The organism is Streptomyces sp. NPDC027189, assembly GCF_055566975.1.
The window spans coordinates 1-17,486 of the sequence record NZ_JBVHRI010000024.1 but is presented as its reverse complement, the minus strand read 5'-3'; the positions used below and the strand labels follow the sequence as shown (position 1 = coordinate 17,486).

At 68.6% G+C, this 17,486-nt stretch carries 15 protein-coding genes, 1 rRNA gene and 1 riboswitch; of the genes, 3 read left to right on the top strand and 13 right to left on the bottom strand.

The window, feature by feature from the left end; genetic code table 11:
- Positions 1-47: 47 nt before the first annotated feature.
- A complete protein-coding gene (locus ACZ4RZ_RS38485) occupies positions 48-1,565 on the bottom strand; it encodes a glutamate-cysteine ligase family protein (RefSeq protein WP_467751807.1) in 1,518 nt (505 codons plus the stop codon).
- A gap of 543 nt (positions 1,566-2,108) precedes the next feature.
- Here ACZ4RZ_RS38485 and ACZ4RZ_RS38480 point away from each other — a divergent pair.
- Complete coding sequence (locus tag ACZ4RZ_RS38480) at positions 2,109-2,705, top strand: hypothetical protein (protein WP_467751805.1); 597 nt, start codon at positions 2,109-2,111, stop codon at positions 2,703-2,705.
- 361 nt (positions 2,706-3,066) lie between these two features.
- Positions 3,067-3,273, top strand: coding sequence for a DUF5999 family protein (locus ACZ4RZ_RS38475; protein ID WP_467751803.1), 207 nt, complete (start codon positions 3,067-3,069; stop codon positions 3,271-3,273).
- Between the two features lie 137 nt (positions 3,274-3,410).
- On the opposite strand, the gene gcvP is transcribed toward ACZ4RZ_RS38475, so the two are convergent.
- Positions 3,411-6,296: an aminomethyl-transferring glycine dehydrogenase gene (gene gcvP / locus ACZ4RZ_RS38470; RefSeq protein ID WP_467751801.1), complete on the bottom strand. Its 2,886-nt coding sequence runs from the start codon at positions 6,294-6,296 to the stop codon at positions 3,411-3,413.
- Positions 6,297-6,473: 177 nt separating this feature from the next.
- A riboswitch (glycine riboswitch) is annotated at positions 6,474-6,569 on the bottom strand.
- A 114-nt stretch (positions 6,570-6,683) separates the two neighbouring features.
- Between gcvP and ACZ4RZ_RS38465 the strand changes: the two genes are divergently transcribed.
- Complete coding sequence (locus tag ACZ4RZ_RS38465) at positions 6,684-7,055, top strand: PRC-barrel domain-containing protein (RefSeq protein WP_467751799.1); 372 nt, start codon at positions 6,684-6,686, stop codon at positions 7,053-7,055.
- Here the strand turns inward: ACZ4RZ_RS38465 and ACZ4RZ_RS38460 are convergent.
- The 11 genes from ACZ4RZ_RS38460 to rrf all read right to left on the bottom strand — a co-directional run.
- On the bottom strand, positions 6,977-8,446 hold the full coding sequence (locus ACZ4RZ_RS38460) for a DNA polymerase IV (RefSeq protein WP_467751797.1): 1,470 nt from the start codon (positions 8,444-8,446) through the stop codon (positions 6,977-6,979). The genes ACZ4RZ_RS38465 and ACZ4RZ_RS38460 overlap by 79 nt on opposite strands.
- 100 nt (positions 8,447-8,546) lie before the next feature.
- A complete protein-coding gene (locus tag ACZ4RZ_RS38455) occupies positions 8,547-9,182 on the bottom strand; it encodes a MerR family transcriptional regulator (protein ID WP_467751796.1) in 636 nt (211 codons plus the stop codon).
- A gap of 218 nt (positions 9,183-9,400) precedes the next feature.
- Positions 9,401-9,874 carry a bifunctional nuclease family protein gene (locus ACZ4RZ_RS38450; RefSeq protein WP_006123076.1) on the bottom strand — a complete coding sequence of 158 codons (474 nt, stop codon included), beginning with the start codon at positions 9,872-9,874 and terminating at the stop codon, positions 9,401-9,403.
- Between the two features lie 86 nt (positions 9,875-9,960).
- The gene (ftsR, locus tag ACZ4RZ_RS38445; protein WP_467751794.1) at positions 9,961-10,716 is read right to left on the bottom strand and encodes a transcriptional regulator FtsR; all 756 of its coding nucleotides are present in this window, start codon (positions 10,714-10,716) and stop codon (positions 9,961-9,963) included.
- A gap of 42 nt (positions 10,717-10,758) precedes the next feature.
- Positions 10,759-11,718, bottom strand: coding sequence for an FHA domain-containing protein (locus ACZ4RZ_RS38440; protein ID WP_467751792.1), 960 nt, complete (start codon positions 11,716-11,718; stop codon positions 10,759-10,761).
- A 61-nt stretch (positions 11,719-11,779) separates the two neighbouring features.
- Entirely contained in the window at positions 11,780-12,676 is an 897-nt protein-coding gene (locus ACZ4RZ_RS38435; RefSeq protein WP_467751790.1) for a DUF881 domain-containing protein, read from the bottom strand.
- A gap of 5 nt (positions 12,677-12,681) precedes the next feature.
- Positions 12,682-13,014 carry a small basic family protein gene (locus ACZ4RZ_RS38430; RefSeq protein WP_003988855.1) on the bottom strand — a complete coding sequence of 111 codons (333 nt, stop codon included), beginning with the start codon at positions 13,012-13,014 and terminating at the stop codon, positions 12,682-12,684.
- On the bottom strand, positions 13,011-13,913 hold the full coding sequence (locus ACZ4RZ_RS38425; protein WP_467751788.1) for a DUF881 domain-containing protein: 903 nt from the start codon (positions 13,911-13,913) through the stop codon (positions 13,011-13,013). The genes ACZ4RZ_RS38430 and ACZ4RZ_RS38425 overlap by 4 nt, the downstream gene beginning before the upstream one ends.
- Before the next feature lie 98 nt (positions 13,914-14,011).
- Positions 14,012-16,507 carry a sugar phosphate nucleotidyltransferase gene (locus ACZ4RZ_RS38420; protein ID WP_467751786.1) on the bottom strand — a complete coding sequence of 832 codons (2,496 nt, stop codon included), beginning with the start codon at positions 16,505-16,507 and terminating at the stop codon, positions 14,012-14,014.
- 113 nt (positions 16,508-16,620) lie between these two features.
- Entirely contained in the window at positions 16,621-17,229 is a 609-nt protein-coding gene (locus ACZ4RZ_RS38415) for a CDP-alcohol phosphatidyltransferase family protein (protein WP_467751784.1), read from the bottom strand.
- A gap of 163 nt (positions 17,230-17,392) precedes the next feature.
- Positions 17,393-17,486 (bottom strand): 5S ribosomal RNA (gene rrf, locus ACZ4RZ_RS38410); the annotation flags it as partial.

Sequence of the window (17,486 nt, the reverse complement as noted above, 5' to 3'; positions counted from 1 at the left end):
GCCCCAGGGAGGCGGACAACCAGGGCCGACGCCCGTACGAACGCCCCTCACCCGAGCGGAACCGGCTCCGGCAGCCCCACCGGCCAGGTGTGCACCGGCTCCCCGAGGTGCATCAGCTCGCCGTACCGCCGGGTCGTCGCGGCCAGCGCGGCATCCCTCCCGAGCCCCTTCTCCACGGCCCGGTGGAAGGTGGCCGCCTGCCAACTCGCGCCATTGACCCGCAACCGGCACCGGTCCTCGACAACGCCCAGGAAGAGGTCCCGGTCGGCGGGCTCGACACCCCACGCGTCCAGCCCGGCGGCGGCGAGCGGCAGCAGCTCGTCGCGGACCAGGTTCACGGCGTCCACCCGCACGGTCCCGCCGTACCGGCCGCGCCGCGGCCACTCCAGACGCGCCTCGATGCCATGGCGGCAGGCGGCGTCGAAGTTGGCGGCGGCGGACTCGAACGACAACCGCGTCCACACGGGCCGCGCCTCCTCCGCCAGCGCGCGGACGAGCCCGTAGTAGAAGGCCGCGTTGGCGATGACGTCGGTGACGGTGGGGCCCGCGGGCAGCACCCGGTTCTCGACGCGCAGATGCGGGACACCGTCGGCGATGCCGTACACCGGCCGGTTCCACCGGTACACCGTGCCGTTGTGCAGCACGAGTTCGGCGAGCTTGGGGATGCCTCCCGCGTCGAGGACGCCGATTGGGTCCTCGTCGTCGCAGATGGGCAGCAAGGGCGGGAAGAAGCGCAGGTTCTCCTCGAAGAGGTCGTACGCCGACGAGATCCACCGCTCGCCGAACCAGGTGCGCGGCCTGACCCCCTGCGCCTGCAGCTCGGGCGGCCGGGTGTCGGTGGACTGCTGGAACAGCGGGGGCCGCGACTCGCGCCACAGCTCACGCCCGAACAGGAACGGCGAGTTGGCGCCCACCGCGATCTGTGCGGCGGCCACCGCCTGCGCCGCGTTCCACACGTCCGCGAAGCGGCCCGGGGTGACCTGCAGATGCAACTGCACGGAGGTGCAGGCGGCTTCGGGCGCGATGGACCTCGACGTACAGACAAGGCGCTCCACACCGTCGATGTCGAGGGCGAAGTCCTCGCCGCGGGCGGCCACGATCTGGTCGTTGAGCAGGGTGTAGCGGTCGACGTCCGACAAGTTCGAGGAGACCAGGTCGTTCTGGCCAAGGGTCGGCAGAATGCCGATCATCACGATTCCGGCGTCGACTTCGCTCGCTTTCCGATGGGCGTACCCGAGTGAGGTGCGCAGCTCCTCGGCGAGCCGGTCGAATACCCGGCCGCCCAATCGATGGGGGGCTATGTTGACTTCCAGGTTGAACATGGCGAGTTCTGTTTGGAAATCGCGGCTCGCAATCCTTTCGAGTACCTGCGCGTTCATCATTCTGGGCATGCCGTCGGGCCCTGCGAGATTCAGCTCGATCTCCAGCCCCATGAGATTCTGCGGACGATCGAACCGCTTCTCCTCCAGCAGCCGCTCCAGCCCCGTCAGACACTGCCGGAGCTTGCCGCGGTAGCGCTGCCGATCGGACAGGTCGAACGGCCCTGCCACGACCTTCTCCCCCATCGAAGTGTCCCTCCTCGGATGGGCAGGCCGATGCTCCGGCCCCTGGCGTCCCGGGTCACGGGGGATGATGCCCAGGCAACGCGATCGATAACGCCCTGGACACACGCTCCGCCCGCTACTCTGTACCCGGGTACCCGCGGCACATTCACGGGGCATGATGCAATGTGCAAGTTTCAGCCCGACATGATCTCGTGAAAAACGCCGACGAGAATCGGCCGACCGCTTCGGCGAAGCATTCCGAGGTCATCGCGGCACGCCGCCGCGGAATCGGGATGAACCTCGCGTTTCGCCGACCGAATAGTGCCTTGTTCTTCATATTCGGGACGGGTAGACGAAACACCGTCTGAAGACGTGTCGTATAAACTCCGCAAACGAGGCAGAGAGTTGGCGCTCGCGGTCCTAGGTCGTGTCGTCAAGATGACGTACGGCAGCGACATCCTGTCGGCAGATCCAGACCTCTCGCCCTTCTGACCCCGAGAGCTGACAGCGCCGTCCGCCCCCGCCCTCGCGCCACTGTGCCTGTCGAATGAGAGGCGACCCACCATGCCGCTGCACGTACCCCCGGCTCCCGCGCCCGCCCTGCGCACGGTCCTCACGGCACTCGGTTCCCCCACCGCTGTCCGCGAGGCGCGCACTCCGTCCCTGCGCCTGGCCCAGGGACCCGTCACGCCCGAACTCCCGCTGCCGGTGCATGTCCTGGACCGGATCACGCCCGCGGGCGCCTCCGCCACCCGGCTCGCCGGGTGGCGTTTCCTGATCCGCTGCGGGGACCGCTCGGTGGCCGCAGCCGACACCATGCTGACCCCTGACGGCTGGGCCTTCTCGCGCTTCTTCGAGGGCCCGTACATCACCGCCACCGAACGCGCCCTGCGCCAGGCCGAGACCATGCAGCAGCCGTACCAGGCACGCCTGTTGTCCGTGCCCGAGCTCTACATGCTCACGCTCTGGCTGCACGGCGACTGCGCCGCGGACGGCGCCACCGGCCACCCGGCCGCCACCGACCTCCTGGTCCCGCTTGCGCCCGCCCCGCCCGGCATCGCCGCGCACCGCCCGCACCGCGTCGCCGAACTGCTGCCGGTCCTCACCCACCGGGTCACGCGTGCCCCGCTGCTGGGCTCCCCCGCGGAGGTCCCGGCATAAGTCCCGCACAGGCGAAACATCCGTGCCCCGCCGCCGTTCATTCGGCCGCGGGGCACTGTGCTCATTAGGGCCGCACCCCGCTCGTACGAGGGAAAACGTGCTGCTCACCCCGACCGGACTAGCCCCATTCGGCCACCTCGAACCACCCGAAGGGACAGTGCAATTGGAATGAACCGACCGCGCGGGTGATGCGTCATCAACCTGTGAGAAGCGGTGCCGCTAAATCCCTGCGGATTGACGCCCGTAGGGCAACACTGGGTTCCAGACCACACACCAACGGGGGGCGGCCATGAACACATCGAGCCGCGGGACAGACACCACAGCCATCACTCACATCTCAACCCAGCGAAAGATCCCATCCATGTGCCAGCACCAGCCACCGTGTCCGTCAGCCGAATCAGCCGACCGGGAGTCCGCCCGTCTCATGGCGCACCACCCGGAGCAGGGATGGAGCCTGCTGTGCAACGGCGTTCTGCTCTTCGAGGACACCGGTGAGCTCCTGCCGGACGGCCAGATCATCGCCCCGCACCGCCCCATGGGCAGCGAGCACGTGATGACGGCCGCCTGAGCCGCACAACCGGGTGGCCTCGCCAGCGAGCCACCCAGACATAAGAGGGGCCGGCCCGGAGACATACTCTCCGAACCGGCCCCGACGCATGTCCGAGGGTGACTACTCCCCGTAGGCGTCCAAGTCCTCAGCGCTGATCAACCCTCGTAGGCGTCCAGCGGCGGGCAGGAGCAGACCAGGTTCCGGTCGCCGTACGCCTGGTCGATGCGGCGCACCGGCGGCCAGTACTTGTCCGCGGCCGAGACACCGGCCGGGAAGACGGCCTCCTCACGCGTGTACGCGTGCTCCCAGTCCCCGCCGAGCGCGGCGGCCGTGTGCGGTGCGCCCCGCAGCGGGTTGTCATCCGCCGCCCACTCGCCCGAGCCGACCTTCTCGATCTCCGCGCGGATCGCGATCATCGCGTCACAGAACCGGTCGAGCTCGCCCAGGTCCTCGGACTCGGTCGGCTCGATCATCAGCGTGCCGGCCACCGGAAACGACATCGTCGGCGCGTGGAAGCCGTAGTCGATCAGGCGCTTGGCGATGTCGTCGACGCTGACGCCGGTCGCCTTGGTCAGCGGGCGCAGGTCGATGATGCACTCGTGCGCGACGAGCCCGCCCGGACCGGTGTACAGCACCGGGTAGTGCGGCTCCAGGCGCTTGGCGATGTAGTTGGCGGACAGCACCGCCACCTGCGTGGCCCGCTTGAGGCCCTCGCCGCCCATGAGCCGGACGTACGCCCACGAGATCGGCAGGATGCCCGCGGAGCCCCAGGGAGCGGCCGAGATCGGGCCGACGCCGGTCTCGGGACCGGCCGCGGGCTGCAGCGGGTGGTTCGGCAGGTACGGCGCCAGGTGCGCGCGCACACCGACCGGGCCGACGCCCGGACCGCCGCCGCCGTGCGGGATGCAGAACGTCTTGTGCAGGTTGAGGTGCGAGACGTCACCGCCGAAGTGGCCCGGCTTGGCGAGGCCCACCAGCGCGTTGAGGTTGGCGCCGTCGACGTAGACCTGACCGCCCGCCTCGTGCACCTGCGCGCAGATGTCGGCGACATGCTCCTCGAACACACCGTGCGTCGAGGGGTACGTGATCATCAGCACGGCCAGCTCGTCGCGGTACTGCTCGATCTTGGCGCGCAGGTCCTCGACGTCGATCTCGCCGTCGTCCGAGGTCTTCACGACCACGACTTTCATGCCGGCCATCACGGCGCTCGCGGCGTTCGTGCCGTGCGCGGAGGACGGGATGAGGCAGACGGTGCGCTGCTCGTCGCCGTTGGCGCGGTGGTAGCCACGCACGGCCAGCAGACCGGCCAGCTCGCCCTGCGAACCGGCGTTCGGCTGGAGCGAGACCTTGTCGTAGCCGGTGACCTCGGCGAGCCGCTCCTCCAGCTCATCGATGAGCGTGAGGTAGCCCTGCGCCTGCTCGGCGGGCGCGAAGGGGTGCATCTGACCGAACTCGGGCCAGGTGACCGGCTCCATCTCCGTGGTCGCGTTGAGCTTCATCGTGCAGGAGCCCAGCGGGATCATGCCGCGGTCGAGCGCGTAGTCGCGGTCGGAGAGCTTGCGCAGGTAGCGCAGCATCGCGGTCTCGGAGCGGTGCTGGTGGAAGACCGGGTGCGCGAGGTAGCCGTCGGTGCGCAGCAGCGCGGCCGGCAGCGTGTCCTGCGCCGTCGCGTCCAGCGCCTCGACGTCACCCTCGACGCCGAACGCGGTCCATACGGCGGCCAGTTGCTTGCGCGTGGTGGTCTCGTCGCAGGCGATCGACACCTGGTCGGCGTCCACGAGGTGGAGGTTGACACCGCCCTCGCGCGCAGCGGCGACGGCTTCAGCGGCCTTGCCCGGCACCCGCACGGTGAGCGTGTCGAAGTACGCGCCGTGCACGACCTCGACCCCGCCCGCCGTCAGACCCGCGGCGAGGATCGTGGCGTACCGGTGCGTACGCCGCGCGATGGTCCTCAGGCCCTCGGGACCGTGGTAGACGGCGTACATGCCGGCCATCACGGCGAGCAGCACCTGAGCCGTACAGATGTTGCTGGTCGCCTTCTCACGGCGGATGTGCTGCTCACGCGTCTGCAGGGCGAGGCGGTACGCCTTGTGCCCGTCCGCGTCGACGGACACACCGACGAGTCGGCCCGGAAGACTGCGCGCGAAGGTCTCGCGCACCGCCATGTATCCGGCGTGCGGCCCGCCGAAGCCCATCGGCACACCGAAGCGCTGCGTCGTACCGACCGCGATGTCGGCGCCGAGCTCGCCGGGCGAGGTGAGCAGGGTCAGGGCGAGCAGGTCGGCGGCGACGGTGACGACCGCCCCCAGCCCGTGCGCCTGCTCGACGATCGGCTTGAGGTCACGTACGGCACCGGAGGCGCCCGGGTACTGGATCAGTACGCCGTTGATCTCGCGCTCGGCGATCCCGGCGGGGATGCCCTCGCTGAGGTCCGCGACGACGACCTCGACGCCGGTCGGCTCGGCGCGGGTCTCGATGACGGCGATGGTCTGCGGCAGCGCGTCCGCGTCGACCAGGAACAGACCCTTCTTGTTCTTGCCCATGCGCCGGGACAGCGCCATCGCCTCGGCGGCGGCGGTGCCCTCGTCGAGCAGCGAGGCACCGGAGGTCGGCAGCCCGGTCAGCTCGGCCACCACGGTCTGGAAGTTCAGCAGCGCCTCGAGACGGCCCTGCGAGATCTCCGGCTGGTACGGCGTATACGCGGTGTACCAGGCCGGGTTCTCCATGACGTTGCGCAGGATCACCGGCGGCGTGAACGTGCCGTAGTAACCGAGGCCGACCATCGAGTCGAGCACCTGGTTGCGGTCCGCGAGGGAGCGCAGCTCGGCCAGCACCTCCGCCTCGGTGCGCGCGCCCGGCAGGTCCAGGGCATCGGCGTTCTTGATGACGTCCGGGACCGCGGCGGCCGTCAGCTCGTCGAGCGAGCCGTACCCGACCTGCGCGAGCATCTTGGCCCGTGCCTCGGAGTCGGGCCCGATGTGGCGCTGCTCGAAGGGGATTCCCTGTTCGAGCTCGGTGAGCGGAATGCGATGGGCGGTCATGGCGGAGGCCTCCTGGTCTGACGCGACCTTCGAGGGGCACCCCGGCACGGGCACCCCGACGGCCTCCCCCTCTGTCATCTCAACCTGAGAGCTTCACCGGACCGTCCGCTGACGACCCGGTTTTCACCGTCGGTGAGAGCGGAGGCCATCGACACCCGCCCTGCTTTCCAGAGTGACCTCGTCCGTGCGGTACGTGAGCCTGAGAGATTCCGGGGAGGATTTGCTCCTTCGGCGCCTCCGATGAAGTCTGGAGGACTCTCCCGCACGGGGTCAGCAGCCGCCTGCCAGCCTACCAGCGAGGACAAGACCCGAGCCTTCGAGTGGCCGCCTTCCTGAATGTGCTCTTTTGTAGTGCTTACGGATGAGTTGCGACCAAGAGGAGGGCCCGTGCAGACCGACATCGATCCGCGCAACCTGATCGGCCGCAAGGCGTTCGACCGCAATGGCACCAAGATCGGCACGATCGACGAGGTCTACCTCGACGACGCGACCGGGATCCCGGAGTGGGCGGCCATACGCACGGGCCTGTTCAGCAGGGACGCCTTCGTGCCACTGGAGCCCAGTGAACTCGTCGAGGGCACTCTTCGCATCCCCTTCGACCGAGCCCTGATCAAGGACGCCCCCGACTTCGGCGTCGGACGCCACCTCTCCCCCGAGCAGGAACTCCAGCTGTACCACCACTACGGTCTCGACGTGGCGCCCCCTCCGCCCCCGCCAGACCGCGACTTCGGCCGACTCGCGGGCACGGAGGACGCCTGAGGTCCGGGGTCCGCAACCTGGGGCCCCGGAACCCCCGGTCTTCGCTCCACCAGAGGCAGCGGCTCCGCCGGCTCCAGCTCCGGATCGTCGGTGCGGAACGTCCGTACGCGCCCGGGCTCGGAGTACGGCGTCTCGAACCGCACCGTGACCCGCCCGAGGCCGCTGCCTTGCACCCACCCGTGCCCGTACTCGGCATGCCGTACGTCGTGCCCCGCGGGCCACCGCCGCTCGGCGGGCGGCACATGCTCCTCGGCGAACTCCTCCGGCGCCTCCTCCGCGGAATGCTCCTGGACCGCCGGCTCCCCCGCGGCGGCCTGCGCCTGCGCCTGTGCGAACAGGTCCTCCTGCGTGTAGTCGGCCAGCCCGGTCACGCCCACACCCAGCAGTCGTACGCCACCGGTAGTGTCCACCGCCTCCAGAAGCCGCGCGGCGGCCTCCCGTACGACCGTGGGGTCGTCCGTGGGCCCCCGCAGCGTCTCGGACCGGGTCAGCGTCGAGAAGTCGTACCTGCGCACCTTCAGGACGATGGTCCGCCCCGACAGCCCGGCTCCGCGCAGTCGCCGCACACACCGGTCGGCGAGCCGCTGCACCTCCAGACCGACCCGCACGCGGTCATGGATGTCCACGTCGTACGTGTCCTCGACCGACACCGACTTGGCCTCCCGCTCGGCCACCACGGGCCGCTCGTCGTGGGCCAGCGCCATCCCGTACAGCGCATGCCCATGCGCCTTCCCCAGCAGCCGTACGAGCTCGTCCTCGCCGGCCTCGGCGATCTCGTCGACCGTGGTGATCCCGGCACGCCGCAGATGGTCCCCGGTCGCGGGCCCCACGCCCGGCAGCGTCCGCACCGACATCGGCCCCAGCAGCGCGCGCTCGGTCCCCGGCTCTATCAGCACGAGACCGTCGGGCTTGGCCTGCTCCGAGGCGATCTTCGCGAGCATCTTGGAAGCGGCGAGCCCCACCGATCCCGTGAGCCCCGTGACGGCCCGGATGTCCGCGCGCAGCTTCACCCCTGCCAGCCGCGCCGAGCCCTCGTCCCAGGCCGTTCCCCCCGCCTCCAGGTCCACGAAGGCCTCGTCCAGGCTCAGCGGCTCCACGAGCGGCGACAGGGCCCGCAGCAGCCCCATCACCTGCTCGCTGACCTCGCGGTAGAGCCCGAAGCGCGGAACCAGATACGCGGCGTTCGGCGCGAGCCGGCGCGCCTGGGCCATCGGCATCGCCGAGTGCACTCCGAAGACGCGGGCCTCGTACGAGGCGGTGGCGACGACTCCGCGCGGCCCGAGTCCGCCCACGACGACCGCTTTCGTGCGCAGGCTCGGCTTGGATGCCTGCTCCGCCGAGGCGAAGAAGGCATCCATGTCGAGATGCAGGATCGTGGGCGCGGTTCTCACATCTCCGATGCTGCCCTACGCCACTGACAATGCCCCGGTTCGGCCCGCGCCCGTGGACCTCGCCCGCCCCGGCCGACTCCTCTGCGGCCCCGCCCGGGCCTCAGACGGCCCGGTTGCGCCGTCTCGCCAGCTCGTCGGCGGGGTTGTGCCCGAGGAGCGTCTCGCCCGTGTCCACGCGCTCTCCATGCAGCTGCGAGAGCGCGCTCTCGACGTCCCGCCACACCACACCCACGGCGATCCCGAAGACCCCCTGGCCACCCTGGAGCAGGGCGTGGACGTCATCGGGGGACGTGCACTCGTAGACCGTCGCGCCGTCGCTCATCAGTGTCATCCGCTCCAGGTCCCGGAAGCCGCGCTCCCTGAGGTGCTGGACGGTGGTACGAATGTTCTGCAGCGACACCCCGGTGTCGAGGAACCGCTTGACGATCTTCAGGACGACCACGTCCCTGAAGCTGTAGAGGCGCTGCGTGCCCGACCCGTAGGCGGGCCGCACACTCGGCTCGACCAGACCGGTCCGCGCCCAATAGTCGAGCTGCCGGTAGGTGATGCCCGCGGCGGCGCACGCCGTCGGACCGCGATAGCCGATCTCCTCGGAAACCGCCCCTCCCTCGCCGGACACTGCCGTCGGCCGCCGCGGAACGTGATCGGCCGCGCTGCCGTGAAGCGGGTACGGGCCGCTCTCCCCCAGACCGCGTCCGGGGGCACCCCCAGCCGTACCGTCGCCGCTGCTTCTCACGCCGACCTCCGTCCTTGACCTGCCTTCTCGACGGTAGGCAGTCACCAGGGGTGCGTCAACGATCGCCACACTCGCCACGCCGAGTGATAATCACCCTAGGAGTGGTTTGCCGTGCCCCACCGCGGGGAAAGGCTAGCCGAATGCTCTCGGCGCGGACCGCAGTGCACCACGTGGACCGCAGGCAATTGCCGTCCGGGGTGTGCCGACGCTTCAGGTCGTCACTGGCTGTTGGTACCGAAGTCCTCGGGCGAGATCTGGTCGAGGAACTCGCGGAACTTCTCCACCTCGTCCTCCTGCTCGTCCGGGATCGCGATGCCGGCATCGTCGAGCACCCCGTCGCTGCCGTAGATCGGCGTCCCGGTGCGCAGCGCCAGCGCTATGGCGTCGGACGGCCGCGCACTCACCTCGACCCCGCTGGCGAACACCAACTCCGCGTAGAAGACGCCCTCACGCAGGTCCGTGATGCGCACTTCGGTGAGCTCCTGGCCGACGGCCTCCAGCACGTCCTTGAACAGATCGTGGGTCAGCGGTCGTGCGGGGGCCATGCCCTGCTGGGCGAAGGCGATCGCCGTCGCCTCACCCGGTCCGATCCAGATGGGGAGGTAGCGGTCGCCTCCCACTTCACGCAGAAGCACGATCGGTTGGTTGGAGGGCATTTCGACCCGGACACCTACGACATCGAGCTCGTTCACACAGTAACCCTAGGCCGTGCCCGGGACGTTTGGGTAGTCGGGCACAGAACGGGTGGACGATCCACAGCCTGGGCGGGCGCCCCGGATCAGGGCAGTCGCACGCCGAGCGCGGTCTGCACCAGCGCCGCGTGCAGTTTCACCGTGAGCCCCGCCAGCTCCTTCGTACGGGCCTCCGCGTGCGCCCTGGTCTGCGGATTGCGGTGGCGGCGCAGCGGGGCCACCACCTGGTCCACAAGGCCCGCGTCGCGATCGGCCGCGGCCTTCATCGCGCGCAGATGCCGTGGCTCGATCCCGAACCGTCCCAGCTCGACGACGAGCGCGGCGACGGTCACCGCCTCGGCGTCGTACGCGCCGTCCGGCAGCGGCGCGATCAGCCCGTACGACTCCCACTCCTCGAGCTCCTGCTCGCCGATCTCCGCGGCGGCCAGCAGTTCGGCACGGCCAACGCGGGCCGCCGTGGGCACCTCGGGCTCGCCGAAGAGGTCACCGAGCGACTCACCGTCACCGGAGTCGCGCTGACGCCCCACGGAGGGCAGCCGCACCGGCTCACCGCGCTCCAAAGCGTCCAGATGCTCGCGAATCACCTTCAGCGGCAAGTAGTGGTCCCGCTGCATCCTCAGGACGTGACCGAGGCGCTCGACGTCGTTCGCGCTGAACTTGCGATACCCCGAGGGGGTTCGCTGCGGCTCGATGAGCCCCTCCGCCTCCAAGAACCTGATCTTGGAGATGGTGACTTCGGGGAACTCGTCGCGCAGCACGTTCAGCACCGCGCCGATGCTCATCAGCCCACTGTCCGCGGCGGCGGCACCGCTGCCGGCACCGCCGCTCGGTCTTTGAAGCATGGACCTTCCTGGGGGTCCCCCCGGACGGTGCCCGGGGGAGGGTCAGATGCCCCGCTGGCTCGCGTAGAAGACCAGCCGGTACTTGCCGATCTGCACTTCGTCACCGTTCGACAGAGCGACCTGGTCGATCCGCTCGCGGTTGACGTACGTGCCGTTCAGGCTGCCGACGTCGGCCACCGTGAACGAGCCGTCCGCAGCGCGGCGGAACTCCACGTGGCGGCGCGACACCGTCACGTCGTCCAGGAAGATGTCGCTCTGCGGATGACGCCCGGCCGTGGTCAGCTCGCCGTCCAGCAGGAAGCGGCTGCCCGAGTTCGGGCCACGGCGCACCACCAGGAGCGCCGAGCCGAGCGGCAGCGCGTCGACGGCCGCCTGCGCCTCCGGGGAGAGCATCGGCGAGGGCGTCTGGCCCGTCACCTCGGCGTCATAGGCCTCAAGGCCCGAAATGGAGATCGTGGACGTCGTCTCGGACGGACGCTCAGCGCCGCCCCGAAGCGGCGCACCACAGTTGGAACAGAAGCGGCTGTTCTCCGCGTTGCGGTTACCGCACCTCGTACACACCAGGGCCGACATGGACGGATCCTCCTGCCGCGGCTGCCCACCAGGGGCATGGGACGCATACGGGTCGGAGGCAAACCCTCCACCCGTACTTGAGGTTGACGGATCCCCGAAACCTATGCGGCCGGACTGGGCAGGGTCAACAGACGGCGCGCCCTGACCACCGGAAATGTCACCGACCTGGTCCCGGAACAGCGGGCGGTCGCCGCCCTGGCCCTCTACGTCTCCATGCCGCGGTGCGCGGTGGCGGGCAGTCGCATTGTCACCGCTGCCCTCTCGCGCGCTCTTGCCGAACAACTTCGCAAACAACTTCACGGGCGATTCCCCTTGACCGAAACAGACCCGCCCGTGGGGCAGGACGAACCCTGATTGAACACACCGGTCGACCCGGACATCCTCACAACGTCCGTAACCACCAGACAGTTTCCACCACGCACCACCCATTCGGTGCGCCGACCCCCCGCAACCTCATGCCCTCGCAGGGCGCCCCCCATGCGGCCCCGGCTCACTGGGAGGACGACCGAGCGTAGTCAGGCCGCTTCGCCGGTCGCAAGGCGTCTACAACGATCTTCGTCGAGCGGTCCACCGTGACGGTGGCCTGCTCCTTCTCCATTGTCTGCACCACGCCTCCGGGGATGTTGAGCGCCGGTTCCAGATCCTGCGGCTTGCCGATGACCTTGAAACGATAGGGCTGGGTGATCTTGTTCCCGTCGACCTTCACTCCGCTTCCGGAGTCCGTCAGATAGGTGCCGGCGACGACACGTACGCCGTTCACCTGGATCGCCTCCGCGCCGGCCGCGCGCAGCTCCTGGATCGCGTCGAGCAGCATGTCCGCCTTGACCGTCCCCTTCGTGTCGTCGATCGTCAGGGTGATGCCGGGTCCCTGCGCAGCCACGGTGCCCGCCAGAATGCCGAGTTGCTTCTCCTTCTCGACCGTCTGCTTGCGAGCCTCCTCGGCCTGGTCCGAGCTGTTCTCCAGCTCGGTGCGCTGATCTTCGAGACCCTGCTTCTCGTCCTCAAGACGCTGAGTTCGGTTGTCGAGTTCATCGAGGATGCGTACGAGATCTTCCTGACGTGCACCGCGCAGGGCGCTGCCGCTGTCACTGTTGGAGGCGACCTGGACGGCCAGGCCGAAGCCGAGGCCGAACAGCAGCACGGCGACGATGAGTTGCGCACGCGTCACACGCGGCGGCCACAGACCCTTGACCAGTCGCTGCCGGCCGGTCAGCGACGGTTCGGCATCCCCTTCACGATTGCCCTGCTGGGAACTCTCGGGAGCCGCTGCGGGCACCTCGTCGGGCAGCTCCTTGCGCAGCCGGTTCTCTGGGGTCTCGGCGGGCCGGGGGGTCTGTGAGGGCTGGGGGGTCTGCGAGGGCTCGGGGATCTCTTCCTCGTTGCTCATCGGCCTCACGCCCGGAAGACGTGCCGACGGATTGCCGCGGCGTTGGAGAAGATTCGGATGCCGAGTACGACCACGACGCCCGTGGAGAGCTGGGCGCCCACGCCCAACTTGTCGCCCAGGAAGACGATCAGCGCGGCCACGACCACGTTCGAGAGGAACGACACCACGAAGACCTTGTCGTCGAAGATGCCGTCGAGCATCGCGCGCAGGCCTCCGAACACGGCGTCCAGCGCCGCCACCACGGCGATCGGAAGGTAAGGCTCGACGACCGCCGGAACCTCGGGCCGGACCAACAATCCAGCCACGACTCCCACGACGAGGCCCAGTACGGCGATCACGATGTGCCCTTCTCTGTGCTCGGCTGTGCTGTACGTACGATCACACTAGGTGCGGCGGACAACCGGATGTCGTCCTCGACGGAGATGCTGGTCCGGATGCCGAAGTTCTCTTGCAGGGCATGCAGATACAGCCCGTCGGCACTGTTCTGGAACCTGGTGCTGAGCCGCTTGCCGTCCCCCACCGCGAGCACCGTGTACGGCGGCACCAGCGGCTTGTTGTCGACCAGTATCGCGTCACCCGCAGCCCGGATCGCCGACAGGGCCGTCAGCCGCTGACCGTTGATCGCGATGGCCTCGGCGCCCGACTCCCAGAGTCCATTGACAACGCGCTGCATGTCACGGTCGCGCACGCGTCCTGTGTCGGAGAACCCAGAGGTCTCCCGCGGATTTCCGTCGCCGCCCGTGCTGGCTTCCTTGGCGTCGTTCACGACGAGCTTCACGCCGGGGCCGTGCACATCAGTGGCGCCCGACAAGATGCTCACCAGGTCGGCCTGCCCGCCGCCGTTCTTCTTGAGCGCCTCGCGCTGCCGCGCGCTCACATCGGCACGCAGGGTGTCGACATTGCTCTCGAGTTTGTCGGCGGCCGTGGTCTCACGCTCGATGCGGTCGATGAGCTCCTGACGCTCCTTGGCGACGACCGGGGCCGCGATCCGCGCGTTCGCCGCCCCCACCGTCACCACGAGGGCCGCGAGCACCAGACCTGCGGCGAGACCGAGCTTCGCCCGCACCGTCTTCGGCATGCCACCGCCGCCCTCGGCCCTCTTACGGGCGGCCGCCTCGGCGTATCCGTCGTCGAGGCTGTGGTCCATGACGTTGGTGAGCAGCGACATGGAGGCGTCCGGGCGCGAGGGGCGCGGAACGCTGCTCCGAACGGGGGGCTGCTGCGGCATGCCGCACATCGTCGCACGTCGCGGGCGCTACCTCCGAATGGCCCCACCGGCGTGCCGGACAGGCCCCCTTGGGGGCACTTGTCCGGCACGCGCGCGTGCTGGGTGTTTCAGCGACCGGCGCTGTCCACCACGGCCGCCCACTCGTCGAGCAGGGCCTCGGCGGACTCGTCGTCGGGCCCTTCGGCCCACAGATGCGTGACGGCCTCGGCGGGGTCCGGGAGCACCATCACCCAGCGCCCGTCGGTCTCCACGACCCGTACGCCGTCGGTCGTGTCCACGAAGCGGTCTCCGGCCTCTTCCACGACCCTGCGCATCACAAGTCCCTTGACGGCCCAGGGAGTCGCGAGATCGCGCTTGAGGACGTGCGCCCGCGGAATCCGCGCGTCGATCTGGCTGAGCGTGAGCTGCGTCCGCGCCACCAGCCCGATGAGTCGTACGAAGGCGGCGGCGCCGTCGAACACACCGCTGAACTCGGGAATGATGAAGCCACCGCGCCCGTCGCCGCCGAAGATCGTCGACTCTTCGCGCCCGACCCGCGTCAGATCATCGGGAGACGTGGTCGTCCACTCCACCTGTGTGCCGTGGTAGGCGGCCACCTGCTCGGCGATCCGCGTCGTGGTCACCGGCAGCGCCACCCGCCCACTACGGCGCTCCGCGGCCACCAGGTCGAGCATGACCAGCAGGGCCCGGTCGTCCTCGACGATCCGCCCCTTCTCGTCGACGAGCGAGAGCCGCTCACCCACCGGGTCGAAGCGCACCCCGAACGCCGCCCGTGCGGATGCCACGATCTCACCGAGCCGCACCAGACCGGCCCGCCGGGTGTTCGCCGTCTCCGTAGGCCTCGACTCGTCGAGACCCGGGTTGATGGTCAGCGAGTCCACTCCGAGCTTGCCCAACAAGCTGGGCAGGACGAGCCCGGCGCTGCCGTTCGAAGCATCCACGACCACCTTGAGCCCGGATTCCGCGATACCGCTGGTGTCGACATTCCTCAGCAGCGACCCCGTGTACGAGTCGAAGACGCTGGACGGGAAGTGCAGATCCCCGATCTCACCGGGGAACGCACGCCGGTACTCCTGCCGCGCGAAGACACGGTCCAGCTTCCGCTGCCCAGCCTGCGACAGATCCGCGCCCGCTCCGTCGAAGAACATGATGTCGACGGAGTCCGGCACACCCGGCGTCGTCCGGATCATGATCCCGCCCGCACTGCCCCTGGCAGTCTGCTGCCGGGCCACGGGCAGCGGTACGTTCTCCAGGTCGCGTACGTCGATGGCGCTGGCCTGCAGCGCCGAGATGACCGCCCGCTTCAGCGCGCGAGCGCCTCGGGAGTGGTCGCGGGCCGTGGTGACGGTGGAGCCCTTCTTCAGGGTCGTCGCGTACGCTCCCGCGAGGCGCACGGCCAGCTCCGGGGTGATCTCCACGTTCAGGATTCCGGACACGCCACGGGCGCCGAAGAGATGCGCCTGGCCCCGCGACTCCCAGATCACCGAGGTGTTGACGAAGGCGCCGGCCTCGATGGTCTTGAACGGGTAGACGCGCACGTTGCCCTGGATGATCGATTCTTCGCCGACGAGGCATTCGTCGCCGATGACGGCACCGTCCTCGATCCGCGCGGCCCGCATGATGTCGGTGTTCTTCCCGATGACGCAGCCGCGCAGATTGCTGTGCTGACCGATGTACACGTTGTCGTGCACGACGGCCCTGTGCAGGAATGCGCCGCTCTTGACCACGACATTGGAGCCGACGACGGTGTGCTCGCGAATTTCGGCGTTGGCCTCGACCTTGGCGTAGTCCCCGATGTAGAGCGGTCCGCGCAATATGGCGTCGGGGTGCACTTCGGCCCCCTCGGCGACCCATACGCCCGGGGAGATCTCGAAGCCGTCGATCTCGACGTCGACCTTGCCCTCCAGGACATCGGCCTGCGCCTTCACATAGCTCTCGTGCGTACCGACGTCTTCCCAGTAGCCCTCGGCGATATAGCCATAGATGGGCTTGCCTTCCTTCATCAGCTGGGGGAAGACATCACCGGACCAGTCGACGGAGACATCGGCCTCGACATAGTCGAAGACCTCGGGCTCCATGACATAGATGCCCGTGTTCACCGTGTCCGAGAAGACCTGCCCCCAGGTCGGCTTCTCCAGGAAGCGCTCGACCTTGCCCTCTTCGTCCACGATGGTGATGCCGAATTCGAGGGGGTTCGGTACGCGCGTCAGACAGACGGTGACGAGCCCACCCTTTTCCTTATGGAAATTGATGAGGTCGGTGAGATCGAAGTCGGTCAGAGCATCACCGGAGATGACGAGGAAGGTGTCGTCCTTCAACGCCTCCTCGGCGTTCTTGACACTCCCAGCGGTACCGAGTGGCTTCTCCTCATTGGCATAAGTGAGCTCCATGCCGAGCTCTTCACCATCACCGAAGTAGTTCTTGACCAGTGATGCCAAGAACTGGACAGTAACGACGGTCTCGTTGAGCCCATGCCTTTTGAGCAGCCTGAGCACGTGCTCCATGATCGGGCGGTTCACCACCGGCAGGAGCGGCTTGGGCATGCTTGAGGTCATGGGACGAAGGCGTGTGCCTTCGCCTCCGGCCATCACGACGGCCTTCATGTCGGAAGCGTCCTCCTTGAAGAGACGACGGTCTAGCCGACTTCACCCGTCCAGATTGTCCCGCACTTTTCGTCCGCGGGCCAACGAGCCACTACAGCCCGCTATCGGCGAGCTCAATCGGCCATGGTGTCCGCCCTGACAAGACGGCGGACCTGAACCACGTAGAGGATCCCTGCCCACCAGTACAGCGTTGTACCCCATCCGGCGAACGCCCATCCGAAAATAGCAGCGAGCGACGCGATCCATCCACTTCCGTCACTGAGCAGTAGCAACGGGAAGGCGTACATCAGGTTGAACGTGGCAGCCTTGCCAAGGAAGTTGACCTGAGGCGGCGGATAGCCGTGGCGCCTGAGGATGCCCACCATCACCAGCAGAACCAGCTCGCGCGCCAAAAGTGCAGCCGTCAACCAGAGCGGAAGAATCTCGCGCCACGTCAGCCCCACGAGAGTCGACAGAATGTAGAGCCGGTCGGCCGCGGGGTCGAGCAGCCGGCCGAGGCTGCTGATCTGGTTCCAGCGGCGGGCGAGCTTCCCGTCCAGATAGTCGCTGATACCGCTCAGCATGAGCACGAGCAGCGCCCAACCGTCGCTCTTGGGACCGCCGAACTCCGGCCTGAGGATGAGCCACAGGAAGATGGGTACGCCGACGAGGCGCGCCATGCTGAGGATGTTCGGGATGGTGAGGACCCGGTCCGTCTGGACACGGGTCTCCTGGACCTCCACCCGGGGGCCTCCTGTGGGAAACGAGCCAACGATGCCCCCTGACCTTACCCGCAGCCCTCACGCGGCGGTGCGGAGGGGTGGAGATGCCATCGGGAAACTCCTCGGAAAACAAAAAAGCTCCGGCTCTTGGGCGGTATACCCAAGAGCCGGAGCTCTAAAAGAAGTTCGGCGGCGTCCTACTCTCCCACAGGGTCCCCCCTGCAGTACCATCGGCGCTGTAAGGCTTAGCTTCCGGGTTCGGAATGTAACCGGGCGTT